General features: G+C 46.8%; 21 protein-coding genes. 10 read left to right on the top strand and 11 right to left on the bottom strand.

Going from position 1 to position 26,703, the window contains the following annotated elements; all coding sequences use genetic code 11:
• Window positions 1-52: 52 nt before the first annotated feature.
• On the top strand, window positions 53-1,111 hold the full coding sequence (gene porN, locus GK108_RS29135; protein WP_163955119.1) for a type IX secretion system ring subunit PorN/GldN: 1,059 nt from the start codon (window positions 53-55) through the stop codon (window positions 1,109-1,111).
• Between the two features lie 61 nt (window positions 1,112-1,172).
• Here porN and uvrC read toward each other — a convergent pair whose 3' ends face one another.
• The 3 genes from uvrC to porW form a co-directional block, all read right to left on the bottom strand.
• Complete coding sequence (gene uvrC / locus GK108_RS29130; protein ID WP_163955118.1) at window positions 1,173-2,981, bottom strand: excinuclease ABC subunit UvrC; 1,809 nt, start codon at window positions 2,979-2,981, stop codon at window positions 1,173-1,175.
• Window positions 2,982-3,098: 117 nt separating this feature from the next.
• Complete coding sequence (locus GK108_RS29125) at window positions 3,099-5,450, bottom strand: penicillin-binding protein 1A (protein WP_163955117.1); 2,352 nt, start codon at window positions 5,448-5,450, stop codon at window positions 3,099-3,101.
• A 47-nt stretch (window positions 5,451-5,497) separates the two neighbouring features.
• Complete coding sequence (porW, locus tag GK108_RS29120; protein WP_163955116.1) at window positions 5,498-7,747, bottom strand: type IX secretion system periplasmic lipoprotein PorW/SprE; 2,250 nt, start codon at window positions 7,745-7,747, stop codon at window positions 5,498-5,500.
• 117 nt (window positions 7,748-7,864) lie between these two features.
• Between porW and GK108_RS29115 the strand changes: the two genes are divergently transcribed.
• The 5 genes from GK108_RS29115 to atpH all read left to right on the top strand — a co-directional run bounded on the left by GK108_RS29115 (window position 7,865) and on the right by atpH (window position 11,352).
• Entirely contained in the window at window positions 7,865-8,137 is a 273-nt protein-coding gene (locus GK108_RS29115; protein WP_163955115.1) for an AtpZ/AtpI family protein, read from the top strand.
• Window positions 8,138-8,568: 431 nt separating this feature from the next.
• Entirely contained in the window at window positions 8,569-9,669 is a 1,101-nt protein-coding gene (gene atpB, locus GK108_RS29110) for a F0F1 ATP synthase subunit A (protein WP_212592915.1), read from the top strand.
• 106 nt (window positions 9,670-9,775) lie between these two features.
• Window positions 9,776-10,024, top strand: a complete 249-nt coding sequence (gene atpE, locus GK108_RS29105; protein ID WP_170305428.1) for an ATP synthase F0 subunit C — start codon at window positions 9,776-9,778, stop codon at window positions 10,022-10,024.
• 238 nt (window positions 10,025-10,262) lie between these two features.
• Window positions 10,263-10,757, top strand: a complete 495-nt coding sequence (gene atpF, locus GK108_RS29100) for a F0F1 ATP synthase subunit B (protein WP_163955113.1) — start codon at window positions 10,263-10,265, stop codon at window positions 10,755-10,757.
• A 55-nt stretch (window positions 10,758-10,812) separates the two neighbouring features.
• Entirely contained in the window at window positions 10,813-11,352 is a 540-nt protein-coding gene (gene atpH / locus GK108_RS29095) for an ATP synthase F1 subunit delta (RefSeq protein WP_163955112.1), read from the top strand.
• A 59-nt stretch (window positions 11,353-11,411) separates the two neighbouring features.
• Here atpH and GK108_RS29090 read toward each other — a convergent pair whose 3' ends face one another.
• On the bottom strand, window positions 11,412-12,350 hold the full coding sequence (locus GK108_RS29090; protein WP_163955111.1) for a serine hydrolase: 939 nt from the start codon (window positions 12,348-12,350) through the stop codon (window positions 11,412-11,414).
• Entirely contained in the window at window positions 12,350-12,883 is a 534-nt protein-coding gene (locus GK108_RS29085) for a GNAT family N-acetyltransferase (protein ID WP_163955110.1), read from the bottom strand. The genes GK108_RS29090 and GK108_RS29085 overlap by 1 nt, the downstream gene beginning before the upstream one ends.
• An 84-nt stretch (window positions 12,884-12,967) precedes the next feature.
• On the opposite strand from GK108_RS29085, the gene GK108_RS29080 reads away from it, so the two are divergent.
• A complete protein-coding gene (locus GK108_RS29080; protein WP_246225262.1) occupies window positions 12,968-14,119 on the top strand; it encodes a DUF6786 family protein in 1,152 nt (383 codons plus the stop codon).
• A 7-nt stretch (window positions 14,120-14,126) separates the two neighbouring features.
• Here the strand turns inward: GK108_RS29080 and GK108_RS29075 are convergent, their stop codons facing one another.
• Window positions 14,127-14,777 (bottom strand): oxidoreductase, encoded by a 651-nt coding sequence (locus GK108_RS29075; protein WP_163955109.1) that lies wholly within the window; start codon window positions 14,775-14,777, stop codon window positions 14,127-14,129.
• 215 nt (window positions 14,778-14,992) lie between these two features.
• A complete protein-coding gene (locus GK108_RS29070) occupies window positions 14,993-16,420 on the bottom strand; it encodes a Gfo/Idh/MocA family protein (RefSeq protein WP_163955108.1) in 1,428 nt (475 codons plus the stop codon).
• Between the two features lie 233 nt (window positions 16,421-16,653).
• Here GK108_RS29070 and GK108_RS29065 point away from each other — a divergent pair, with 233 nt between their 5' ends.
• The 3 genes from GK108_RS29065 (at window position 16,654) to rodA (ending at window position 21,142) form a co-directional block, all read left to right on the top strand.
• On the top strand, window positions 16,654-17,676 hold the full coding sequence (locus GK108_RS29065; RefSeq protein WP_163955107.1) for an SMP-30/gluconolactonase/LRE family protein: 1,023 nt from the start codon (window positions 16,654-16,656) through the stop codon (window positions 17,674-17,676).
• Window positions 17,677-17,810: 134 nt separating this feature from the next.
• A complete protein-coding gene (locus tag GK108_RS29060; protein ID WP_163955106.1) occupies window positions 17,811-19,775 on the top strand; it encodes a penicillin-binding transpeptidase domain-containing protein in 1,965 nt (654 codons plus the stop codon).
• A gap of 86 nt (window positions 19,776-19,861) precedes the next feature.
• Window positions 19,862-21,142 carry a rod shape-determining protein RodA gene (rodA, locus tag GK108_RS29055; RefSeq protein ID WP_163955105.1) on the top strand — a complete coding sequence of 427 codons (1,281 nt, stop codon included), beginning with the start codon at window positions 19,862-19,864 and terminating at the stop codon, window positions 21,140-21,142.
• A gap of 102 nt (window positions 21,143-21,244) precedes the next feature.
• On the opposite strand, the gene GK108_RS29050 is transcribed toward rodA, so the two are convergent.
• The 4 genes from GK108_RS29050 to GK108_RS29035 all read right to left on the bottom strand — a co-directional run bounded on the left by GK108_RS29050 (window position 21,245) and on the right by GK108_RS29035 (window position 26,597).
• On the bottom strand, window positions 21,245-23,455 hold the full coding sequence (locus tag GK108_RS29050) for a VWD domain-containing protein (RefSeq protein WP_163955104.1): 2,211 nt from the start codon (window positions 23,453-23,455) through the stop codon (window positions 21,245-21,247).
• A 45-nt stretch (window positions 23,456-23,500) separates the two neighbouring features.
• Window positions 23,501-24,442: a hypothetical protein gene (locus GK108_RS29045; RefSeq protein WP_212592914.1), complete on the bottom strand. Its 942-nt coding sequence runs from the start codon at window positions 24,440-24,442 to the stop codon at window positions 23,501-23,503.
• A gap of 320 nt (window positions 24,443-24,762) precedes the next feature.
• Window positions 24,763-25,359, bottom strand: a complete 597-nt coding sequence (locus tag GK108_RS29040) for a hypothetical protein (protein WP_163955103.1) — start codon at window positions 25,357-25,359, stop codon at window positions 24,763-24,765.
• Window positions 25,360-25,841: 482 nt separating this feature from the next.
• Window positions 25,842-26,597 (bottom strand): LytR/AlgR family response regulator transcription factor, encoded by a 756-nt coding sequence (locus GK108_RS29035; RefSeq protein WP_163955102.1) that lies wholly within the window; start codon window positions 26,595-26,597, stop codon window positions 25,842-25,844.
• Between the last annotated feature and the right edge of the window lie 106 nt (window positions 26,598-26,703).

Here is a 26,703-nt window from a genome sequence, read left to right as displayed (position 1 = left end):
TGCACTAAAGCAGCTTTTAGTCCGTTAGTTTACTTGACAACAAATAGTAGCCATGACACAAATAAGAACGATACGATACGCTGGAGTGCTGGCATTTGCTTCGCTGGCGTTGGCAGGGGGGGATGCACTGGCTCAGGAAAAAGCGAGCAACGGCACAAATGCGCTGTCGGTTCGTCCGATTAATGATAACGACATCATGATGAAGAAAACTCTTTGGCGTCGGATAGACCTCAAAGAGAAACAGAATCAGTCGATGTTCTCAAAGAATAATGAGATTTCCAAGTATTTGATGGAAGCCGTTAAGGCGGGCTTAATTGATGCGTACACCAATGATTCGTGTACGACGAAAATTACGGCCGAGAAATTTCATGAAAACTTGTTAATCCCTAACACTGGGGGTGGTTTGTCGGAAGAAGAAAAAGCCGCAGGCTTTGGTGACGAAGGCAAAGCTGGGGCTGCTGATGATTCGTGGGGAGCACCGAAGAAAAATGATAAAAAGGTAGCCGACGATGGTTGGGGAGCACCTAAAAAGGCCGCTGCGCAACCCGCCGACGATGGTTGGGGGGCGCCGAAGAAAAAATCATCTGTGGCTAAAAATGCCAAAGGCAAAAAGGGCAAGACAACAAAGGTTGAGCCGCCAGTAGAAGAGCCTAAAAAGGATACTGTTGCTGTGGCAAAAACTCCCGCTTTTTCTGGAGATGAGTTTTTCCCAAAGGAACTGAATATCCTTGAAGTCAAAGAAGACTGGGTTTTTGATCGTAAGCGTTCACGTTTGTACTACGACATTCAGACAATAACGTTATTACTTCCTGCCGATAAAAACCCAGCTGGATTTGAAGTGCCCATAGCATCTTTCAAATACAAAGATCTGGATAAGCTGTTTCGTAGTGATCCAAAGAAATTTATCTGGTATAACCCACAAAACCAGGCCCAGCATAAAAACCTGGCTGATGCTTTTGACCTACGCCTGTTTTATGGACGTATTACAAAAGTGGCAAACCCAGGAGATCAGGATCTGGTAGGTATGTACGGAGATCGTGAAGGGCTTATGAAGTCGTATCAGACCGAATATGAGCTGATGGAAACCGAACACGGTCTTTGGGAATATTAATAAAAAAAGGCGGGATATCCCGCCTTTTTGCTACGTATGAGAGGAGCTTAGGCTCCTCTTTTTATTGCTCAATGGTGTCAAAATATTGCTTCAGTTTCTGGGCTCGATCTTTACCCACAACCTCCGCAACCTCATCCAAAGACGCTTCCCGGATTTTTGACACGCCTTTGAAATGTTTAAGGAGCTTGGCCGCAGTTTTCTTACCAATACCGTCAACGTTTTCCAGTTCGCTGATTAAACTGTTTCTACTACGTTTGTCGCGGTGGTACGTAATAGCAAATCGGTGGGCTTCGTCTCGAATACGCTGAATCAATTTGAGTGACTCCGATTTTTTATCGATGTATAAAGGTAGATTGTCTTCGGGGAAATAGATTTCTTCCAGGCGCTTAGCGATACCAATTATGGGAACTTTACCATATAAATCCAACGCTTTGAGCGCATCGCAGGCTGAACTTAATTGACCTTTGCCGCCATCAATAACAATAAGATCAGGTAAACCAGTCTGTTCTTCGAGCACGCGAGTGTATCGGCGGGTAACAACTTCATACATACTCGCAAAGTCGTTAGGGCCGACTACGGTTTTGATTGAAAAGTGCCGGTATTCTTTATTGGCCGGTTTTCCACCAATAAAACACACCATGGCTGATACAGGATTCGTCCCCTGAATATTGGAGTTATCAAAACATTCAATCCGGACAGGTAAGGTTTTTAATTGTAAATCCTGCTTAAGTCGAATGAGCACACGATCTTTTTTGCTGGCATTCGCAGTGGCTTCGGCAGCAGCTCGGTCCTGACGCTCTCGACGGAAATACAGCACATTTTTCAGCGACATATCCAATAGTTTCTTTTTGTCGCCAATCTGAGGAATCGTAACCTCAGCCTGTAAATCTACGTCCAGCGGAATATTTGTAATAATTTCCTTGGATTGGCTGCCGTATTGCTCCCGAAACTCAATAATCAGCATAGCCAGGATATCTGGATCGGTTTCGTCGAGTTTCTTTTTGACTTCAACAGTATGGGCCTGAACAATGGTACCATTGACAACCTTCATAAAATTGACATAAGCGGCCGTTTCGTCAGAGGCAATGGAGAACACATCGGCGTCTGCAATCTTAGGATTAACCACTGTCGATTTACTCTGAAAACGCTGAAGAACCTCCATCTTTTCTTTGTACTTCTGAGCCTGTTCAAAAGCCAGTTCGCTGGCCGACTCAACCATCCGGGCTTTAAAGTAATCCTGCGCTGGTTTTAAATTTCCTTTTAAGATATGATGAACCTGTTCTATATCTTTATTGTAATCGCCTTCTTCCTGCTTGCCTTCGCAAGGTCCTTTGCAGTTGCCAATATGGTATTCAAGACAGACCTTGTATTTATTGGCTTTTATATTTTCAGGAGCCAGATTGTAATTACACGTACGGATAGTGAATAGCTGGCTAAACATATCCAGTACGGTATACATCGGTTTTAAATTAGCAAACGGACCATAAAACGTACCAAGCTTGCGATCAACACGTCTTGTCGTAATGACGCGTGGAAAGTGCTCATTAGTAACGCAAACGAAAGGATATGTTTTGTCGTCACGTAGCAGAATGTTAAACTTTGGCTGATAACGCTTAATGAGCTGATTTTCGAGCAGCAGGGCATCAAATTCCGTGTGAACAATGGTGAATTCGATTTTGCGTATCTGGCTTACCAGACGTAACGTTTTGCGGTCATGCTGCCTGGAATTAGTAAAATAGCTGGTAACACGATTCTTTAAATCTTTGGCTTTACCAACATAAATCACTTCACCAGAAGCGTCGAAGTAGCGATATACGCCTGGTTCATGTGGCACCTTGGCCAATTCATTTTTATAGTCGAATTCTGGCATAGTATACAGTTGCCTCAGGAAGGCAATACAAAAACAACGATTGATGGGTAAAGGTTGCTTTATGACTCGCGGCTTTCAGTAAAACGAAAGGGCCAGCAAGTGCTGACCCTGATACGTTTACTGAAGAATTTCATCTTCATCTTCCGGTACTACTTTGGGTGGAATGTAGCGCTGGGATGAGTCGATATGATAGCCTCCACAATCGATTTTGAAGTCGTTGGGTTTGCGAAATGGCTCCGGCCTGTATTTGGTAAGTGTTGGGTCGGCATATATTTTCTGCATATACATCCCCCAGGCAGGCATAGCCATTCGACCGCCTTGTCCATACTCGATAGTACGGAAGTGAATACTCCGATCATCGCCACCAACCCAAAGACCTGAAACAAGGTGCTGAGTCATCCCCATAAACCAGGCGTCGGAGTAGTTTGAGGTTGTTCCGGTTTTGGCCGCAATCTCATTTCCCCCTTCAAGCAGTTTGTATTGGGTACGAAGGCGCTGGGCTGTTCCGTTGGGATCTTCAACAGCCCCCCGCATCAGATAAAGCATTTCATAAGCTCGGTTAGAACTGATTACCTGGTTGGCATCGGCCGTAAAGGCTTTTAGCAGATTCCCATTTTTATCGTATATCTGCATGATGATCATCGGACGAACGCGGATACCTCCATTCGCAAAAGCGCAGTAAGCGGCAACCATTTCGTAAACAGACACATCACCCGTACCCAGGCATAAGGTCGGATTTTCGGGCAAGTCTTTGCTCATGATACCCATGTCGTGGGCATATTTGACAACGGCTTCAGCGCGGGTTTTTTTAATTAACTGAGCACTAACCGTGTTGATCGACTGTCCTAAAGCTTCACGTAATGATAAACTCCGATAACTATATCGGCCTGTCGAGTTCTTGGGCGTCCAGGCAGGGCCACCATTATTGTCCTCTCCATGAGCAAACGTAGTGGGTTCATCAGTCAGATGAGTACAAGGCGTAACAAAGCCCTGGTCCATAGCTGTCAGGTAAACAAAAGGTTTGAATGTCGATCCGGGCTGACGACGACCCTGGCGAACGTGATCAAATTTCATGTGCTTGAAATTGATACCACCAACCCAGGCTTTGACGTGACTGTTACGTGGGTCCATCGACATGAAACCTGTGTTCAGCAACCGCTTGTAATACCGTATTGAATCTAACGGACTCAACGTAGTGTCTTTTTCATTACGTCGGCCACCATACACAAAGACTTTCATTTTAACAGGCTTACGCATCTCGCTCCAGATGGCCTGTTCGTTAGTTCCATGCTCGGCTTTCAGCTGTTTATAGCGTGAGGTCAGGCGAGCTGCCCGCTCGATGAAACCAGGCATTTCAACGTATTTCTTCGTTTTCTTGTCTTGTTGTACCCACGGATTTCTACCGCGCCAGTGTTCATAGAATTTCTTTTGCTGATCACGCATATTGGCCATTACCGCTTCTTCGGCATATGCCTGCATCCGGGAGTCAATGGTTGTGATAATGCGTAGGCCGCTGGTATACAGATCCAGGTCGGCATCGGGATTATCCTCGTTATACTGATCAATAAATGCTTTTAAGTCGTCTCTGATCACCGAACGGAAATAAGCAGCCATACCCGTATTCTGATTCTCAACGTTGAAGTCGAGCTTAATGGGCTTGCTCTTATACGTAAAAAACTGCTCGTCGTTAAGAAATTTGTAGCGTTTCATCTGGCTTAACACTACGTTCCGGCGTTGCAGGGCCCGTTCTTCAAAAATCCGGGGATTATACCGCGATGGGTTTTGTAACATGCCCACTAGAAGTGCTGCTTCTTCGACACTAACGTTCCAGGGTTCTTTGTTAAAATAGGTTTTAGCGGCTGTTTTAATCCCGTACGTATTGTTTCCGAAGGACACTGTGTTCAGGTACATCATCATGATCTCCTGCTTGGTATAATTTCGCTCCAGCCGTACTGAAAGAATCCATTCCTTCGTTTTTTCGATCACTGTTTTAATAAGCGGAATATTACCCAGAGCACCACGTAATTTTTCTCCGCGTGTATCGAATAGGTTTTTAGCTACCTGTTGAGTCAGCGTACTACCTCCGCCCGAACTACTGTTGCCGGTTGCTAAGCCTTTAATAACCCGGAAAAAGGATCGGGGATCAATGCCGGAGTGCTTAACGAAACGGGCATCTTCGGTTGCCAGCAAAGCCGATACTACGTTAGGAGAAACCTGCGTAATTTCGACGGGGGTTCGGTTTTCAACGTAGTATTTTCCTAAGAGCTGATTATCGGCTGTATAGACTTCTGAAGCTCTGTCACTCTGGGGATTTTCGAGGGCTTTCAGACTTGGCATGCCGCCAAAAAGCCAAAGAAAGTTATAGCTAACAGCTAGTATGTAAAATACCAGCATGAGTATGCCGGTCAATGAGAATTGCCAGACTCGTTTAATAATTTTCCGGTAGGGGCCGGGTGCAAATTCGATCATTATGGGTGTGTAGGCGTTTGCGGTTTGTTAAAGCACAACTAATAAACTTATTTTCTGTTGGCAGTTGGCTGATTGGCAGCAGTAAGCATTTCCTTAACGTGCGGCAGTAGAGGACTGGCTGGATAATCGCGGACAAACTCATTAAGCGACTGACGATAGGCATCCAGGTTTTGTCCCTTACCAATCAGAACGATACGTAATAACGCTAACTTGTCTTCCAATTGGGTACCAGCCATAGAGCCTAATGCATTGTCGGCACGAGCCAGGGCTTCCGTTACGTTGTTGGCTTTGTATAAATCATAAATCTCCTTGTACGTAGCCAGGGCTTTGGCTTCACTGTCTGTCGATTGAACGGCGGTACGTCCTGTTAAGCGGGCATAGGACGTATTCGGAAACTCGGCTAACAGCTTTTCTTTCCAGGTAGACGATTTCCCTAATTGCTCATTCGACAGATGAAGTAAATAATAAATTTCTGGTTTTTGCAGCGTGTTAGGATAACGGGTTAGCAACTGCTCAAAGGTTGGAATTGCGTCGGCTGGTTGGTCAAGCTGAAATTTGTAAAGCTTTCCTAGTTTATAAAGTGCATTTTCGATGCGCTGATTCGCCTGGGCCTGAGCTTCTTTAGAGAAAGGTATTTTTGCATACATAGCATCTTTCTGCGCTTTTCGTGGAGAAGAAGCACTGGTGCCGGTAGCATTACTGGCATCCTGTTGTTGCAGAGGAGGGTTGGGGTTTATGTCATTGGCTGGCGTGTTGCCATTGAGAGGACTGTTGGCACCGGCAATGGCATCAGACGGCTCTTTGTTGCTACGTCGCCAGTCATCTTCCAGCGGCCTATTTCCCCAGCGTGTTGAAAACTCCTGTTTGCCCTGGCTCAATGCAATTGGGTTATACAGAACCCATCGCTCGTTTGGTTGCAGGTTTGAGTTGGTTGCTCCGGGAATCGAATTGAAATTTGCACCCGATGCGCGTTCAACAATTTGCTGGGCCAGAGCGGCCTGTGCTTTGTCTTCTTTTTCTTTTTGGCTAATAATTTTATCTAATTGTTTATCAAGCTCTGCCGGATTCATTTGGGCCAGATGCAATAAACTGTCGTCAGTACGTATTGTCGTTTGATACTGAACAAATTCATCGAGTGTTTTCTTCCGGGCGCTGATCGACGCATAAGCAGGCGACTGCTGTGGTATAAGAGCCAGCGCACTATCGTAATAGACTTTGGCTTTAGGGTAATCCGCTTTTTTCTCGAAATAAAGTTTCCCAATTTCCAGATAGGTGTAAGGTACCTGCGTCGTGTTCGAACCGGCTGCCTGGATCGACTGACTGTAGAATTTGATCGCTCTGTCGATTTTACCGTTTCTGGCTTCCAGAAGCCCCATGGTGTAATAAATCTTATCTTTCAGATCAACGTTTTTGCGATCGTTGAGCATATCATCAAACGTTTCTGCTGATTGAGCTAATCGCTTCGCATCGCCAGTCAATCCATTACTTTGAATTGCATACAGATTGGCGTAGAATGATTGGTCGTATGATGGACTTGATTTCAGAACTTTCCGGTAATGGGCTATGGCTTTGTTGGGCTGCCCGATTAAATCGTATAACTGCCCGGCAATCAGGTGCAGACGAGCGGTCGATTCTCCTTTTTTCAAGACAGGGAACGTAGCGTCCAGAATGCCTGCTGCGGTCGCATACTCGCCTTTCCGTTCGTGTAGGTAGGCTTTGGTCAGGTAAAAGTCGCGCGTGTTGTTTTTATTGAGCGGTTGAGTCCGTAAATAGTCCGCCACATTCAGCGCGTTTGTATAGTCGCTGGCTTCCGTATAAGCCCGCATTAAACCGACTAGCGCTTCGTGTTTATCGTCCTCGTTTGTTCCCTTAGTATTAACGTACTTGAATACTTCAATCGCATTGGGCAGATCCTGCTTTAATAGTCGAGCTTTTCCAATTAAATTATACGCATTATCCAGCCATTTACTGTTTTGATGCCGTTCTGGTATTAGCGATGCTTTTTTGATGGCATCGTCTAATTGAGGTTTTACCGGCATAGACAACATAGAATCTACCGGAAACAGAATGGGTAATAACTGGGTATAATTTTCCTGTCGTGTTTTAAACAGTATTAATTCTGCTTCTTTGATTTCATCGCGGGCAATCACATACGCATTATAATGGGCAGTTAGGTTGTGGTACCCCTTACTGATTGGCTTTGTACTATACTGCGAACACGAAACTAACCCGCCGGTCAGCAGAATAAAGACCGTAAACAAGGATAGAAATGGGTAGTTACGATAATAGCGGGACATTTGAGAATAATACGTAGTCAGTCGTATCTCAAACGCTCTGGCCTGCATTGGCCGTATGGAACGTTAGCCCAAATTAACGAATTTTGGTGTTTACCTTATATATAGTTCCTAAATTCTATGGAAAATGACTCTGAATCATTCACTGAAAATCAGCCGGACAAATCCGCTGAACGTAATCAAATAACGAACACAACCGAAAAAACAAGGTCGTTTGTGCAGTATAGCGGTATTGCTTTTCAAATGCTCGGCACCATTGGGCTGGGTGTATGGGCAGGATTAAAACTCGATGAGTGGCAGGATAATAAACGTCCTCTCTGGACAGTGGTGCTATCGTTAACTGCCATTGGCGCATCATTATATTTGTTTATTCGGCAATTGACAAAAAAGTAATTTTGCATTTACGACAGGTACAGAAAGCAAATGTTCTGTACCATAACATATGCTCCGGACATTCATCGTTACCATCCTGCTTGCAATTGTATTTTTCGTAGCCGAACAATATTTTGTTTCCCCCTGGGTTCATCCTTCCTGGAAAATTCTGCTGCTCTTTTTTTTGAGTGTATCTTTTTTAATTCATCGGTTAATGGACGCTGGTTTACAAGGTAATCGCGAGCGATTCGTTCCGCTTTACTTGGGAGCAACCGTAGCACGATTTATACTTAGTCTGGTCTTTGTCGGTTTTTTCCTGTTCCGACACATTGAATTGAGAAGGACCTTTGTTTTTACCTTTCTTGTACTATATATATTTTACACAGGCTTTGAGATATGGACGCTTACTCGTAACTTGCGACGCGATTCGTAAAAACGATCTATTGCATCATATGATGAGTTCTTTGTTTAAAAGGTTTTTGTTGGCTATAGCTCTTGTTATGAGTTCATTAGCCTTTGTGAATGCTCAGGAAGAAGGGCATGAAGGCGAAGTGCCAGGCAAGCACGGTGAAAAAGAAGGCTTCAATGTGGGTGAAATGATTATGCACCACATTAAAGATGAACACGGATGGGAATTTGCCCATGGTGTTACGTTGCCGCTTCCCGTTATTATTTATTCGCAGGAGCGTGGTCTTGAGGTTTTTTCCTCATCGCATTTAGCGAACGAAGCAGTCTATAATGGCTACAAGCAGGAGCACGGTAAAATCCATCGTGTTAACGAAGCCGGAGCTGATGACCACGAAGCTAAATTTATTGATTTTTCCATTACAAAGAATGTGGCTTCGCTGCTGTTGAGCGCCATTATTCTGTTGGTTATTTTCTCGTCTGTCCGCAAAGGTTATCTGGAAAATAAAGGCAAAGCGCCTAAGGGCCTCCAATCGTTTCTTGAACCAATTATTCTGTTTGTTCGCGACGAAATTGCCAAGCCGAGCATTGGGCCTAAGTACACAAAGTATCTTCCCTATTTATTAACGTTATTCTTTTTTATTCTGGTCAACAACCTGCTTGGATTGTTGCCAGGAGCCGCTAACGTAACGGGTAATATAGCCGTAACGCTGGTATTGTCTTTCATTACGTTCCTGATTGTTACGTTCAGTGGTAATAAACATTACTGGCTACACATTCTGAAGCCAACGGGTGTTCCGCTGGCCCTGCTGCCGATCATGGTACCAGTTGAGATTGTGGGTGTATTCATGAAGCCAATCTCGCTGATGGTCCGGTTGTTTGCCAACATTACGGCAGGTCACATTATTATCCTGAGTTTGTTAGGTCTTCTGTTTATGGCCAATTCTATGGCGGGAGCCGGAACGAGCCTGGCAATCAGCCCGGTTGTTATCTTCTTTTCAATATTCCTGAATTTAATTGAATTGCTGGTAGCATTCCTTCAGGCGTTTATTTTCACGCTGTTGACGGCGATGTATATCGGAAGTGCGGTAGAAGAGCACCACGAAGCTGATCATGGTATTGGCTACGAAGGGGCCGACGCTCACTAAGCTGGTACGTACAGGACGACGGATAGTTTACTATTCGGAGTCGTGTATCTGTTAAAATGCAATCTTTTGTTTTACTTATATAAATACGTTTGAAGTTATGTTGACAATGTTGTTTGCTCTGCTGTTAGAAGCTACAGGTAGCATCGCGGTATTTGGTGCTGCTATCGGCGCAGGTCTGGCTGCTATCGGTGCAGGTATGGGTATTGGTCGGATCGGTGGTAGCGCTATGGAAGGTATCGCTCGTCAGCCAGAAGCGGCTGGTCGTATCCAGACTGCCATGCTGATCATCGCGGCTCTGATCGAGGCCGTTGCGCTGTTCGCAGCTGTTATTTGTCTACTGGTTGCAACAGCTTAATAAAGCCCGCTATCAGTAGCATCAGCGTTTGAGTAGGCTGGTTACATTAGGTGCTGGCACCGCTGCTCACAAAATTACGGAACCTTCTGCCTGTTTGGGGTTGCCGACAGGCAGGAGGTTTCAAACAAAAGATTGAATTTGTCCACTGACACATCGCTACGTAGGTAGCAAGATGGCAGTAGCTAAAAAGAAACTATAACTTATACCAAATAAATAGCCGCTGAAGCGGTCGTAAACCATGGATTTGCTTACTCCTGATATTGGTCTACTATTCTGGCAGGTACTTGTTTTCCTTATTCTGTTTTTCATCCTTCGCTCGTTTGCCTGGAAGCCCATTACAGACAGCCTGCATGAGCGTGAGAACAATATCCAGAGCGCTCTTGATCTGGCCGAAAAAACACGGGTAGAAATGACGGCTTTGAAAGCCGATAACGAAAAACTACTGGCTCAGGCACGTTCTGAACGGGAAGCAATTCTACGGGGTGCTAAAGAAACTGCCGACAAGATGGTAGCTGAAGCACGCGATAAAGCGGCCGTTGAAGGACAGCGTATTCTGGCTCAGGCTCGCGAAGCCATGCAGAATGAGCGTCAGGTATTAGTAACGGAAATGAGAAAAGAAGTCGTTACGCTGTCGCTGGACATTGCTGAAAAAGTTCTGCGCAAAGAACTTAGCGATAAACCTGCTCAGGAAAAACTGGTTAGTGATCTGGTATCAAACGCAAGACTAAATTAAGGGAGTAAAGAAGTAAGCCAAGCTTACAACTAACTACCGCCCGAGAACTATAACTATGGCCGTTGTTACCGTTGCATCCCGATATGCTAAGTCTCTTATCGACCTGGCGCAGGAAAAAAACCTGACGGATGCTCTCTATAAAGATATGCAGTTATTTAAGCAGACCGTTACGGATAGCCGTCCGCTCTTGCTGCTGCTGAAAAACCCGATTGTACGGACTGAAAAGAAAAGTGCCATTATAAAGGCGGCTTTTGAAAAACGCTTCAATCCGCTGACAATGTCTTTCTTACAGATCATCATCAAGAAACATCGCGAGGCAATCATGGACGCTATTGCTGATGAGTTCATCAATCAGTATGATGTGCTTAAAGGTGTTGAACGTGCTACGATTGTCACTACTATTCCGCTGACGGAGGAGCTACGGGAGAAGTTTAAGTCAATGGTGCTGAAAACAACGAACGGAAAATCGGTTGAACTGGAAGAGAAAATTGATCCGAAACTGATAGGCGGCTACATTCTACGTATTGGTGATCAGCAAATTGATGGATCGGTTCGTAATCAACTGAACGAAATTCGCCTGCAATTCCTGAACTAGTCTTAGTTCAAACATATAATTAGTACAAAAGCCGCTCCTCATCTGAGAAGCGGCTTTTTTTATTTCGCCCATTTTTCATATCCTTCCACTGGCTTCCAGGTAGATTCAGGTTCAAAATAATGCCAGAGTATAGCAGCTACGTTTCGTAATAGGGTAGACCCTTCGTTAGTCCGTTCCCAGCTTTCATCTTTTTGGTTTTTGGTCATCACACAATAGACGTAGTCGCCGTGCGGGGCATGAACCATCACGACTTCGGACCGGGCCTGATTGACAGCTCCATTTTTGGTAACGGCTTTTACGGAAGACGGAATCTGGGATAAGCCATTGTGATCCCAGAACTGACGGCCCAGATTCCGGTACATTTCTTCGCTGGCATCGGGGCTTACGGCGCGTCCCTGGCGGATATAGGTTAATAGCTGAGCCAGTTCACGGGGTGTTGTCTGGCCCCATCCATAGCGACTCCGATATGCTTCGCGGCCGGGGGTTCGGGAGTTGACGCGCGTTTCTTGGAAACCATTGGTCGCCAGCCAATTGTTTATGGCTGTTCCGCCCCCGGCCAGTGCCTGGCACCATAAGCTGCCTGTATTGTCGCTGATGGTTTCCATTAGCATAACAACATGACTGAGTGGAATCTTAGCGCCATCTTTTAATGAGCCTACAATGCCGTCATCGTAGTGCAGAGAGTCTTTATAAACAAGTTCCTGATTGTAGGACAGCTCCCCTTTGTGGATTTTGTCAAATAGCCCGCATTGAATGGGGATTTTAACCGTACTGGCCGTGGGAAAAATCGTATCCGCGTTGATCGCCACCCGCTGGTCGGTACGTAGGTTATGAACATAAATGCCAACATCGCCCTGGAATCCGGCTATAGCCGTCTGCAACTGTTGGTCGAGCGACTGCTTGTTTTCTTTGGATTTGATACGTTTAGGTGCTTTGGGCGACTGGGCGATGAGTAAACTACTCTGGAAAACAAGAAGGAGAAAAATTGAAAAACGCATTACGATTGTATTGATTTGACTAGTTTAAAGTGCGTGCAATGAAAAGCTTCCCGTTCGTAAAACCGGACGGTCGCAGTACGTTTCTGATTGGTGGTGACTTCCAGATTTATGAAGCCTTCATGAGCCGCCAGCATATCTATAGCGGCCATGAGCTTATGCCCAATCTGTTGATTCCGATAGGCCGTTTTCACAAAGAGCTCCTGAATCTCGCCAACTTTACCGACGTGGTGAAGTAAATATTGAACATGACAACTCACAAAACCGACGGCCTGGCCAGCCACTTCAGCAACCAGGTAGTGAATAAGCGGATTTTGTAGATTACGTTCGAAAATGGATTGAAATAAAGCTGAGTCGAGTAGCTCATCTTCCAGTTCGCAAAGGAATCCATAAATACTATCGCCATCATTCAACCGGGCCGGTCTTATCGTAACATCACTATATGGAGTAGGATTGCTGCTCACCGTGTTTTTGGTAAAAATACCAGGATAATTAATGGAGACGTATTGATGGTCAATTTGCCGAAATTCATTCATATACCGGGCATATCTGCCAACAAAATTGTAGCACTGCTGATAATCGGGGGCCTGACGGCTTGCTCTGGCCGTAAATCTGAGCGAATGGAAACCGAACAAAAGAATTCCGATAGCGTAGAGGTTGCCCGAAACACGTACGCGTATGACCAGGCTTTTTTACAGCGATATCATCCCGATCTTATCGAGCTAAAGAGCGGTAGTGTTCGCGTGTTAGTTTGTCCGGCTTATCAGGGGCGGGTAATGACCAGTACGGCCGATGGGAAGGCGAGTTATGGCTGGATTAACTACGATCTGATTCAATCCGGTACGATTTTGCCGCACATGAATGCATTTGGTGGTGAAGATCGCTTCTGGCTGGGACCGGAAGGTGGGCAATATGCGTTGTTTTTCAAAAAAGGTGATCCATTCGATGGCGAGCATTGGCAAACGCCGGCCGCTATCGACTCGGAGCCGTTTACGGTGGTAAGAAAAACAGAACGTAGCGCTATGTTTAGCCGGGACGTAGTGCTGACAAATTATGCGGGACATCCGTTTTCCATCGGAATAGAACGTAGCGTTTCACTTTTGACCGAAGCTGCTATTCATCAACTGATCGGTGTACGTACCGACTCACTCAAGATGGTTGGCATTCGTTCTGATAATACCATTCGGAACAAAGGTGAGCAGGCCTGGACGGTTGACACGGGGATGCCTTCCATCTGGATTCTGGGGATGATGAACGCATCATCATCCAGCACGATCATTATTCCATTTCGTCCGGGTGCGGGAAAGCCTATCAATGATAATTACTTTGGCAAGGTACCTGCCGACCGATTGATCGTTGGTAAGCAGGCTGCTTTTTTTCAGGCCGATGCACATTACCGTAGCAAGATCGGTGTTTCGCCCATTCGGGCCGCAAAATGGATTGGGAGCTACGATCCGGCAACCCAAACACTAACGGTTGTTACGTTCAGTTTTGATCCCAGGGCAACAAAGTACGTCAACTCGGCCTGGGAAGTGCAAAAAGAGCCGTTTGCTGGTGATGTGATCAATGCTTACAACGATGGCCCGATGAAGCCCGGTCAGCCCCAAATGGGTAAATTTTACGAAATGGAATCGTCGTCGCCAGCAGCCGCTTTGCAGCCCGGATCAACGTTGCATCACCAGCATACTACGATTCATATTCAGGGATCGGAAAAACAGTTAAATGAACTAGCGAAAAAGCTGTTGCAGACCGATTTAGCTGATGTACGCTAGGTTTTAGCTAGAAGTTTTGTAGTTGATCAGACTCGAAGACGTGTTTCCCCGTCAGGCCCTGCTGCATGGTTGTTACCATAGCGTTGGCGACTTTCGACCCTTCAATTCCTTTATACTTTGCTGGAATCAGCGGATTTAGCAGCTTCATGGCTCCTTCCGCAAATTTTTCCCCGAATCGATTTTCCCCACGATTACCAAGTAGAAGCGAAGGGCGAAAGATGAGCAGTGCTGGATAATTCAGCGCGGATAAATCCCGCTCAATTTCACCTTTGACCCGGTTGTAGAAAAATAGCGAGTTTGTATCGGCGCCCATGGCCGTAACAATTCCAAATTGTTTGGCTCCATTCGTTAGCCCAAGTCGGGCAATATCGAGTGGATATTGATAATCAACCTTACGAAATGCTTCTTTTGAGCCTGCTTTTTTCATGGTTGTTCCCAGACAGCAGAAAATATCGTCGGCCTGTACCAATAAGCCATTGGGATGGTCAAAATCAAAAGTAATCTGCTGCAAACGAGGGTGTTGCCAGTTTAGTGACTTTCGCACGAGCACTTTCACTTTCTCATAGACAGGAGAATCGACTAATTGACGCGCAAGCAGGTTTCCGATGAGGCCGGTTGCACCAACCACTAAGGCCGTTTTAGAATTGGGACTAATCATGCGTAATAGATTTCTAGTAAAGTAAGGGCAATGTTCATGCCATGACGCTACGTAGCATGGAATCCTATTGTATGCGCCTATTACGTAATCAATACGTTATGGTAAGTAGAGTAATTCGGGGTTGAATATGGAAGGAATGTACCACTGCTAAAAAACGTGGTGCTGAGTTTTGCTCAGCACCACGCTACGTCTATAGTCAGTATAATTGAGTAGGCTTAGGCTATGAGCTTCATGTTGATAGGATCCCAACCCACAATCTTTTTCTGATAATAGCTCATGTTGCCGCACTGAGTTGGGCCGCAGGTGCGCAAACCAAACGTAGCGTCTTCCACGTTAGGAGCGCCAGTACGTATCGAATTGAAGAAATTAACGAAGTGCTCGTAGCGGTCGCCTTTATATTCTTTGGGGAACGTATATTTGAACTCTTTCGGACCAACCAGTTCGGGCGTTTGTGGATATAGTTTATTGTATTCAGCCACGAACAATTCTTTCTGGTCTTTCGGGAAATTATCAATCGACATGCCCGGTGCTTTCGGAAACTTATTACGATGAACCGTTAAAGAGTCGAAACCAAGCGAAAGATCGCCTTCCGTACCAACAATACGGACCAGATAATTACCACCACCACCATCAACGAAGTTAGAGCGGGTTGTCAGGTTAAATTCTGGGTGTTCAGCTGTTTTAGGATAATCGTAGATACTGAGCTGAATATCCGGTACGTCACGTCCATCTTTCCAGTATCGTGTGCCACCCGTCGAGTATACGCGCGTAGGACCTTTTGAACCCGTAATGCAATGCAGAGAGGTTAATAAGTGAACATACAGATCACCAGCAATGCCGGTACCATAATCGGTATAGTTTCTCCAGCGGAAAAAACGGAGTGGGTCCCAGGGGCGTTTTGGCGCGCTACCCAGATACGTATCCCAGTCAACCGTTTGGGGGGAAGCATCGGGTGGAATCGAATATTGCCAGGCGCCCATCGCACTATGCCGGTCATAGATCGCTTCGGCAAAAACCAGTTCGCCGATATCCCCGGCTTTCATCAGTTCGCGGGCTTTGGCAATCAGCAATGAACTGGCAAACTGGCTACCTACCTGAAACACTTTGCCTGTTTCTTTGGCCACTTTAATCAGTTTGTGTCCATCCTCAAATTTCTGCACCATTGGCTTTTCGCAATACACGTGTTTGCCTTTGCGCATAGCGTCCGTAGAGATTTTCTCGTGCCAGTGGTCGGTAGTGCCATTAATAATAGCGTCTACGTCACTACGTTCCAGAATTTCGCGGTAATCGCGGGTAACGGGTAACTTATCACCCCAGAGTTCTTTGGCCCGACGCAGACGACCATCGTATAAATCGCAGGCCGCCACCATCTCAATGCCATCGACCATAAGGGCCGTTTGCGTATCGCCAATACCCATTCCGCCCGTACCAACGAGCGCAATACGGATTCGTTCATTGGCCACCGTACTGGCATGGCTTTTAACCAGGTTCAAATACTGCGGAGTAGCAATAGTGGTTGCTTCCGCAAGGGCGGCAGGTGCTGTAGCTGCCGCTGTCCCTGCAATGCCGAGTGTCTTCAGAAAGGTCCGGCGAGAGTTGTTCTCGCTGTTCTCCGATGAAGTCGCCCGTTTGTCGTTAGTCATAGTATAAGCAGATTGAGGATATGTAAGGGAATCAAAATAGTACTGGTCAACAACAGATAAACAGTTGCACCTTTGTTAGTGGCAATGTACACTGTTACCAATGAATGTTCGGTAAAAATAACCTATGTCTTCATTTGATTATTAAATTATTTAAAAAATCAGATAAAGTTGACTGCATCACCAAAAGCATAGTAATTCGTATGAAGAACGATCACTAATCCTAAATCCGCTTTATGAGGTATCCATACGTAGTACTGGCTTTCCTGCTTATAGGACTATGCCGCCAAGGTAATGCGCAGACAACACCCTATCCAACCATTGGTCAGATCATACGTCTTGATCCCCGTCTTGATAAACTTATTCCAAAAGAGGCTACAATCGACGTGTTGTCCAGTGGGTTCGTCTGGACAGAAGGCCCCGTGTGGGTTAAAAATCACCCGGATGGCAATTTTCTACTTTTTTCCGACGTACCACAGAACACCATTTTTAAATGGACCGAAAAAGAGGGCGTTACTACGTTCCTGAAACCATCGGGTTATACCGGAACCGGTACGTATGGTGACGAACCCGGATCAAACGGACTGACTATTGACCGGAAAGGACAGTTGATTGCCTGTGAACATGGCGACCGACGGGTAACGGCAATGCCTTTGAATGGGATTGGTGGAAAGCGCACTCTGGCCGATAACTATAACGGAAAACGGTTTAACAGCCCTAACGACGTAGTAGCGCATTCGAGCGGTAGTTATTATTTCACCGACCCGCCTTATGGTATGCCCAAAAAAGAAAAAGATCCAACCCGCGAAACAGAGGGTTTTGGTGTCTATCGGATTGGGCAGAATGGCGTCGTTACGTTGGTGGTGCCTGACCTGACCCGCCCGAATGGGATTGCCTTATCGCCCGATGAAAAAACGCTCTACGTAGCGCAGTCGGACCCAGAGCGTCCGGTGGTGATGGCGTATCCCGTACAGACAGATGGCTCAGTAGGCAAAGGACGCGTCGTCTTTGGGGCTGATGGTCTGAAAAAGCAGAACTTACAGGGTGGTTTTGACGGAATGAAAGTGGATCGGGATGGTAATTTATGGGTTACTGGTCCCGGTGGCGTATTGGTTCTATCGCCCACTGGCGATTTTTTAGGCCACGTCAGGATTGGTGGGGCAACGGCCAACTGCGCCTGGGGCGATGATGGCACTACGTTATACATTACGGCCGATATGTATCTCTGCCGATTGAAAACGACGGCCAAAGGATGGTGAGATTTGAGGATTGATTATGAATGATAAATGATTGGTAGAATAGTATGAAACATTCGTCGTTTATCATTCATAATTCATCATTAATAAGCTAACTTTGTATAAAGTTAGTAGCTTGATAGTAAGGTTTTATTCTCATGTTGGAGAATCGTAAGTATGTCATCATCGGTGTGTTTTGCCTGATGGCGTTGACATATCTGGCTCGTTTATTTTATCTGCAGGTTTTGGATGATACCTACTCACTGGGTGCGTCGAAAAATTCCATTAAACGAGTTATTGAAATACCCTACCGGGGGCAAATCTATGACCGGAACAATCAGCTCCTCGTTTACAACACGCCTGTTTACGACCTGTACGTAACGCCCAAGAAAGTAAATATTTCGGATACGACTGCGTTCTGCCGACTGATGGATATTACGCGGTCGGATTTCGACAGTATTATGGGACTGGCGCAAAACTACTCGGCGGTTAAGCCATCGCTATTTATGCGGCAGCTGTCGAAGGAGGATTTTGCTCGTATTCAGGATGCGCTGGTTGATTATCAGGGCTTTGAGCCGGTGATCAGTTCCATGCGGACATACCCTGCACATACCATGGCCAATGCACTCGGCTATGTCAGTGAAATCAGTAAGAAGCAGCTCGATAATCAGGATATACCCTACTATCGACAAGGCGATTACATTGGACATAATGGTCTGGAAGAACAGTACGAAGAGCAATTGCGTGGTAAGCGTGGCGTAAAGTTCGTGATGCAGAATGTGCGTGGCGTAAACAAAGGGCCCTGGAAAAACGGAGAATTTGATACGTTAGCCGTAGCAGGCGATAACCTGATTACAGGCATTGACGTAGATGTGCAGCAATATGCCGATAGCTTAATGAAGAATAAAGTGGGGGCAGTGCTGGCCATAGAACCCGCGACGGGCGAAATTCTGGTGTCGGTATCGGCGCCTACCTACGACCCAAATCTGCTGTCGAGCCGTTATTTTTCAAAGAACTACCGGGCTCTGATTAAAAACCCATACAAGCCGCTCATTAATCGGCCCGTAATGGCCAGCTACCGCCCCGGATCGACGTTCAAGTTGATTCAGGCCCTGATTGCGCAGCAACAAGGCTCCTTATTGCCCAGCACCGTATATGGACACGCGGGTTCGCCGATGCGTTGCCACTGTCGGGGGGGGAATAACCTGCGCGGAGCCGTGCAGAACTCCTGCAACCCTTATTTTTATTACGTATTTCGGAAATTTCTTTATTTCAACGGCGAACATAATACCTTCAAAGCATCGGCCATCGGTCTGAGACAATGGCATGATATGGCGGAGAAATTTGGCATCGGAGCAAGACTGGGTGTCGATTTACCCAGCGAATTGAAAGGTAATCTGCCTACCCCTGAATATTACGATAAGGCCTATCGGGGAGCGTTACGCTGGAAGTTCTCCAACGTTTATTCGTTGAGTATCGGCGAAGGCGAATTGCTCATCAGTCCGTTGAAACTGGTCAATCTGGCCGCTACCATTGCGAACCGGGGCTGGTATATCACACCGCATTACATTAAAGGTTTAGGCAAGGTTGGCGTTGGGGTTCCTGAGGAGTATAAAGTGCGGCACGAAACAGGCATCGACTATAAATATTACCTGCCTGTAATTGACGGTATGCGGGGAGCCGTAGCAAATGGTACGGTAACTCCCCTGGCTAACATTGCCGGTATTGATCTCTGTGGCAAAACAGGTACGTCGCAGAATGCTAAATACGGTCACAAGTTCGACCACTCTATTTTCATCGGGTTTGCGCCAATGAATAATCCCAAAATTGCGGTAGCCGTATTTGTCGAGAACGCTGGCTGGGGTGGAAAAGCTGCTGCTTCGGTGGCTGCCCTTGTGGCCGAACGCTACCTTAAGCGTAAGACCGAGGCCAAAAAACTGGACGAAATCGTTAAGGCGTCTAACTACCTTCCACCGGCTAATTCATTGTTGACGCCTAAAAAGCCTTCGCCCGCTAAAAAAGATACCACGCAGAAAGATCCGAAGCCGGTTCAGCCCAAGCCTCTCATGACCGCTATCCAGCCCAAGGCAGTTACGGCCACAGTTGGGATGGGCGGGAATTAAGTGAATCATACAGATGGTTTTGCCGCGAGTTGTGATGCCGCAACGTAGCAAAACCATAATCATAGACCTATAAACAACAAACTAACTTGGCCCGTCGTAACGACCCATTTACTCAGGATATCGATTGGTTAACGCTGATTCTTTACCTTGGCTGCATAACTCTAGGATGGCTCAATGTGTATGCGGCTGTATATAGCCCGGAGGAACACACGAGTTTATTCGATATGAGCACGAATGCCGGAAAGCAGCTAATGTGGATTGGCACCACGGCGATTCTGGTTATCTGCATTCTGGTTGTCAATCACAAATTTTTCGACTCGTTTGCATATTTGTTTTATGCATTTATGATCCTGATGTTGTTGCTGGTGCTGGTTGCCGGAGCCAACATCAAAGGGTCGCATTCGTGGTTTAAGTTTGGCGGATTTCAGATTCAGCCTGCCGAGTTTGCGAAGATGGCTACTGCCCTGGCCTTAGCCAAATATCTGGACAATCCGGGGGTTAGCCTGACAAAGCAGAAGGATCTGATGTATATCGCAGGTATCATTGTACTACCCTGTATTCTGATTCTGGCATCAAACGAGACGGGTTCTACCCTGGTATTCGCATCCTTCACGATCATGCTGTACCGGGAAGGATTGCCCGGCTGGATTCCGGCGATTGGTATTACGGCGGCTGCTTTGTTCGTTCTGGCGCTAATCTTTCCTAAGCTGTATATTTTTGCGGGCATCATTTTACTGCTGGTGCTATTTATTGCGTTGATGCCCCGCTATAATCGGAACCTGAATAATCTGCTCTCGTTAGGCGTTTTGGTAGCCGGAATGATGATTTTCGTAACCGGCGTCGATTTTTTTGTCAACAGCGTACTGCAAAAGCACCAGCGGAATCGTATTAAAGTACTTGTCGATCCAACCATTGATCCATTAGGGGTAGGCTGGAACGTAACGCAGGCTAAAATTGCGATTGGTTCCGGACGACTTCAGGGCAAAGGCTTTCTGGAAGGAACGCAGACCAAGTTTGACTTTGTACCCGAGCAAAGTACCGACTTTATTTTTTGTACAATTGGCGAAGAACACGGCTTCATTGGTAGCGCTGTTGTTCTTGCTTTATTTGTTGGGCTGCTGGCACGAATTGTGATTCTGGCCGAAAAACAACGTAGCAAATTTGCCCGCGTGTATGGCTACTGCGTTGCTGGTATTATCTTCTTCCACGTAATGGTGAATGTTGGCATGACGATTGGCCTGATGCCCGTGATCGGTATTCCTTTACCGTTTTTTAGCTACGGCGGATCATCGCTCTGGTCGTTTTCAATCCTGCTCTTTATTTTCCTGAAACTCGATTCCCGACGTACTGCTTTATCGAGGAGGTGATAGGAGTCGATGAGCTCAAAAATGCGTATTACATCGTTTTTTAAATCCGTCAGATAAGAGGAGTTTGCACAAAAAGACAAGACTATGCACTCAGGCATAGTCTCACCGTTCAATCTTGATATCGAATGTGAACGTAGCGTTGCCGCTGCCTGTCGTAACCTGTGCCTGCGTGAAACGAATCAGACCTTTTTTGCCTTGCTGCGTTCGGAACGACCACAGATACTGCGTAAGCGGAGCCGACGTATTGAGATCGACCAAGGACGTAACTAATTCTGTTTTTTCATCGGCCGATGCGTCGAATGTCCAGGCCCGACGTAAATCAGCCGCGCCCGTAAATGTAATCCACTGATTGGCTGGAATAGCGGTATAGCGTAAGAATGTATTCGGGAAATAGGGCCATTTCTGCTGCTCGATATGCGGCCAGATGGTATAGGCCCCGCACGAAACACCACAGTTTTTTACCGCACACGGACTGGCAAACCACGGCCCGGCGTAATAATCGAATACTACGTCGATATCGTAAGCAACCGATGCACCTTTGGCGAATGAATAGAACGTACCGTTATCGAGATCGAGTAAATTTTTTGTCTGGCCGTCATTCGACTGACCTTCTTTCAGGTCGACTTTCAGGTTGTTGAATATGGCTACGTCGGGACTGGCCGGAACTTCTTTTTGACTCAACAAGGCCGATTGGGCCAGTCGCGTGTCGCCCGTAATACCGACGTCGAACGTACATTGCCCTAGTTCGGGCTGACGCGTTACTCCGGCGGCCGTACACACACCTTCGGCCCAGGCTAATTTATCGGGATCAATAACGGGAAACGTTTTAGGGAATGAGCGATCGGTGTACGAATCGGTGTTTTTTCCCGACTCATAAACAAACAACGACGTAGCGTTTGTGACTCGCCAACTGTCGGCAAACGAGCTATGAATAGCAGCAAAAGTTGGTTCAATAGCGGTGCCGTTACGTAGCAGGAGGTCATTGCCATACACACCGTCATAATTCCCCAACAACCCTATTACGTTGTTTTTCCGGGCATCGCTCAATAGAACCGAATAATCCAGATAGGGGGTGTTCCAGTAAATGATAACGCCTTCGTTCTGCGCATTGCTGAAAACCAGTTTTTCGCTGCTGGCCAACTGAAGCTTGTTACCGCTGCTTAGCACGACCTGCGCCAGTGAGGATAGAGCCGTTTCTTTTTTATTAACAAAAAGGCGGGGTACTTTGATGTCTGCCGGATTGACCAGAAAGCAAATTTCATCGTTACCCAGTTTAGCCGCAACGCCCGTATTGACGGCCGCACGGCCGGTTTTGTAGGCGTCTTCCTGCCGCGCCTGTACTTCCAGATTCTCTCCTTTTGTAGCTACAAATTCACCGATAGCCTGGAAACTGTACGTACCGCCCGTGTCATGCATGCGCAGATGCGGATCGCCCGACGAACCGCCATTGCCTGACGCCCGACCCAGGGCGTCGCCCAGCCGGTCGTAAATACCATTGAAAATATCGGCGATGTCGCGCGGGCCCCGGTTGGTACGTCCGGCTTGTGCCGCCTGCCGGGCTGCTTCTTCGCGGGCGGCTCGCTGGGCATCGGTTTCGCCCTGTGAGTTGCGCTGCGTGGGCGACGCATTGGAGGGCATTGGAGCCGTTACCGTTTCCGGTAAATTCATTTTGTATTCGGGTAATGGGCTTCCTGGCTGAGGTGAAGGACTGTAGAAATATGAACTGTGGTAATCAATCGAACCGTCTCCGTAAATGTGACGTCCAACTTTCTGAGCGTGAGCAGACGTAGCTACAAACGCAGCCAGAAAATCACCTATATCGAACGTTTTTCGAATCATATGCAGTCTAGCGATCGTAGTTTCTTCGTTTGCCAGAATACCCCAGATTGCATCATTCTTCAGTTCTTTTGTGGCTACGTATCCCGCCACTTTTGTCAGTCGACTAACTACAAAATCGGTCATGGTCGGAAACGTTTTCACGTCAGCAGCTTTGGCCGCAATGTCGGTATTGGCCTGACGAATAGCCGCGTCGATGGGTGTAATAATCGTGTTGGCGAACGCTACGTATTTACCAGCTCCGTAGCCAACAATTCCCCCATTGGCATACGTATCAAACCGGAAATCAAGAATGGCCACCCCTTTGTTCTGAGTCGACGCTTCGGTGCATTCGATAATGAGCTGGTGATACCGAATTTCTTTTGGCCCTTCAGACGTAGCACCGGGGTCGCTTTCTTTTTGTTTGCACGATTGCGGAAGAATCGGAAAGAGCAGCAAGAATGCCGTAATGACTGTCGGTATGAAATAAGTTTTCATGGCTTTACACGGGGGAAAAATGAGCGGCTAGATGCAAAAGCATACTTATTTCCCAACTTGGTAAATGGCGTACAAAAGCGCCTTGCTGATACGTTGGCTGGCTTTTTTGCCGAGGTGCCCTTGACCATCACTATCGACGCCATTCACTTCCGACGGGTCTGTTGCACTGGCGCGGTTCTCCTGACAGATACGTGGTACGTTGTTTTGCTGGCAGCTTCCTTCGTTGGTTTCTACGGCCTGTAAATCAAAAATCACGTCGGTATTTTTGAATGTATCTTTCATCCACTGCCCTACGTTCGCTTTGGCCGCATTCCCTTCTTCGGCCGAGGTGGAGTACACCAGCGGGGGCGTTATATGCACGAATCGAAGGCCGGGAATCTGGGCTTTTAGGTCATCCACAAATGCCTTGTAGGCACTCTTGACCTGTTCGCGGTTGTTGTCGAGTACGTCGGCATAGCCGAATTTAAATACGGCAATTTTCAATGTGCTTTTACTACGTAGCGCAGCTTCTTTAAACACCCGTATTTTCTCATACGGGTTGCCATTTGGAATACCGCCCACATCGACAAAAATGCCCCCCCGAAGTCCTTTTCCTTCAGTTCCTTTATCGACAATATCGTTCGCGCCAAAATACTCGAACGAAACGCCGTTGGCTTTGGCCCCTTCTTCCAGATCCTGCCCTACCGACTGATGGAGGAAAAGGGTGTTCCAGTTTTTGATACGTCCTTTCTCCGTGGCCGTCAGCTTATCCCAGGCGTCAATACCGGCTACTCCCACTACCCCCGGCTGCCCATTGCCCAGCGTTACGTTGCCAACAGTGGTTGGATCAGTCGGATTGGAGGGTGTAGTTGGGGCTGGATCGGTTTCTTCTCCTTTGCTGCAGGCAATCAGACAGGCGATGATAAAGGTCGTAATAACTAGTGAAAGGAGTTGGTGCCGGTGGTAAAGACGAATTGTTTTTCGTTCGTTGTGGGTAGACGTATTCATGGGCATAGCTGATTTACGAGATTACTGTTGACAGTCCGTTAGTCGACAATCGAACTCATTGACGAAACGGGCGTTGAGGGAACGGTTAGGCCTGACTACACAGACACGCGTAACCGGCCATCACGTATTAGTTCGTGTGAGGGAGCAAAGCTCAGAACAAGGACTGAGGTTTTAGTGGTAAAAATCCGACATTCTGTAAAAGCACTATAGCCGGACTGACGCCTATAACGACTGCCATTTTCAATGGGAGAGAATGGTTCAACCGGGCGTTGACTACATAGAAATGGCAGTATCTACCCGATTTTTTGACTAACGTAGCGTTAGCGATTTAGGCGGTCGAGGGTAAGGTTTATTTTTTTGCTGTACCTGGGGTCTGCACTGTTCCAGAAGCTTGAGCCATCGGGTCGGCGGTAACTAAATGTCAGCAGGCAGCTCATTTTATTGGCGTTCCATTGGCCTTTTGTGACATCATTTACATAGAAATTAGGCCTGGTCAGCATCTTTTTTTCATCGGCGATCAGGTCAAGCTCTACCCGGTGGTAGTCCTCTTTATCAACATGTCCCCAAACCTCATATTCTTCGCGGCCAGCCGGGCCAATAACCGTTGCTTTGCCGTCAAATGATCGTTGGGAGGCCGATGACCTGCGCCGTCTTTTGCCGCTTCGAAAAGCCCTTTTCCATCGCTCATCGTCGGATTCTGGTTCGAAAAGATCGATGGTAAGCTGTTTAGCAATGCCATCCGGATCGCGAAAATTACCGTGCCAGCGACCGATCAGCAGCGGTTCGGTTGTACTATATGCCCAGGGGCGCTGGTAGCGATCAATGAACTTCCGGCCATAGAAACTGCCAAAGCCTATTGCAAGTGTAACCAGGAAAATAACGAGCAGAATTTTCAGACAACCACCGGGCGTTTTCATGAACAGAAAATGGAGAAATACTACGTATCAAATTCGCGGATATACAGTTGTACTTGTGCTTTCACAAGATTAGGTATTTTTAAGTTATCGGCACAGATAAAGACCTGATCGTTGATGTTGGCCAGCTCTTCGATAAGAATCCCGGATGGTCGTTGCCCAGTCCAGGCAATAGTCGTAAGAGGAGCTTAGGCTGTTCGGGAGGTTGTTGACGAGTAAGGCAACTACGAGGAGTAAGCGGTTAGGGTCACGTTGTTGCAGTTAGAGGAAAATCAGTAATAGTCCTAGCATTCCAGCCACCAATAAGTATAGCCATTCTATAAATTGCTGTCGCAGGCGTGGTCGCATAGGGGGCGCGTTAACACTAGAAAAATAAACCGCCGTTTGGCATTGGACAAAAGCCTCTGCGTAAACGGCGGTTTCGGTTTAGCGAATTACGGTTTTAATACCCCTACAGCTCTACTAGGCTGCTAAGCGAGTCATAATCAGGTTAATCCGATTCGTTCGAAAAAATGTTGCTTCTCCCGGCGCGATACCTCTACCTCGCTACCATCACACATAATGACCGTACCTCCTTCGCCCCGAATGTATTCGCTCAGATGATTCAGATTGATTAGTGATGACCGATGAATGCGAACAAAATTGAGTGGTTCGAGTATGTCGGCGAAGTCCTTTAAGGTTTTGGTCGCTACTATTTTTTTTCCGTCGATCAGGTAAAACGTAGTATAATTGCTATCCGCTTCGAGCCGTATAATATCCTGAACGGGTACAAACGTCAGACCCCGTAGCGACGATACGGCAATTTTATTGAACAGCGCATTCGAAGACGTTGTCTGATAGTCGGCCTGGGGCGACTGAGCTATTGTTTCGCGGTGCTGCCGTTTCTGGATTAATCGATCAATGGCCTGGCGAAGTTCGTGCTCATGAATTGGTTTTAGCAGAAAATCCAGGGCACTTACCCGTAGGGCATCAATGGCATACTGCCCATAGGCGGTGCAGAAGATGATTTCAAAGTCGGGTGTTCCCAGTTCCCGCAGCATCGAAAATCCATTCATTCCCGGCATGTCGATGTCGAGAAATAAGACATCGGGCCGATAGCGGCCTAACTCATGCAAGGCTTCTCGGGGATGCTGAAATGTTTGTACAACCTCCACATTAGGAGCCACTTTCTGAATTTTTACGCGTAATGCGTCCAGGCTAGCCCGTTCGTCATCAACCAGAATAGCAGATAATTTCATCATTCCATTCCGTTGTTAGTTGGAAACGAAATTTACGGGCTCATAATCAGAGAAGTTCTACCGATGGCTAAATCGATCCTATAAAACTAGTATTCCTAGAGGGTGAGTT

This window comes from Spirosoma terrae, from assembly GCF_010435915.1.
Lineage (GTDB): Bacteria > Bacteroidota > Bacteroidia > Cytophagales > Spirosomataceae > Spirosoma > Spirosoma terrae.
Note: the sequence above shows the minus strand (reverse complement) of the source record. Positions and strands in the feature narration are given on the sequence as shown.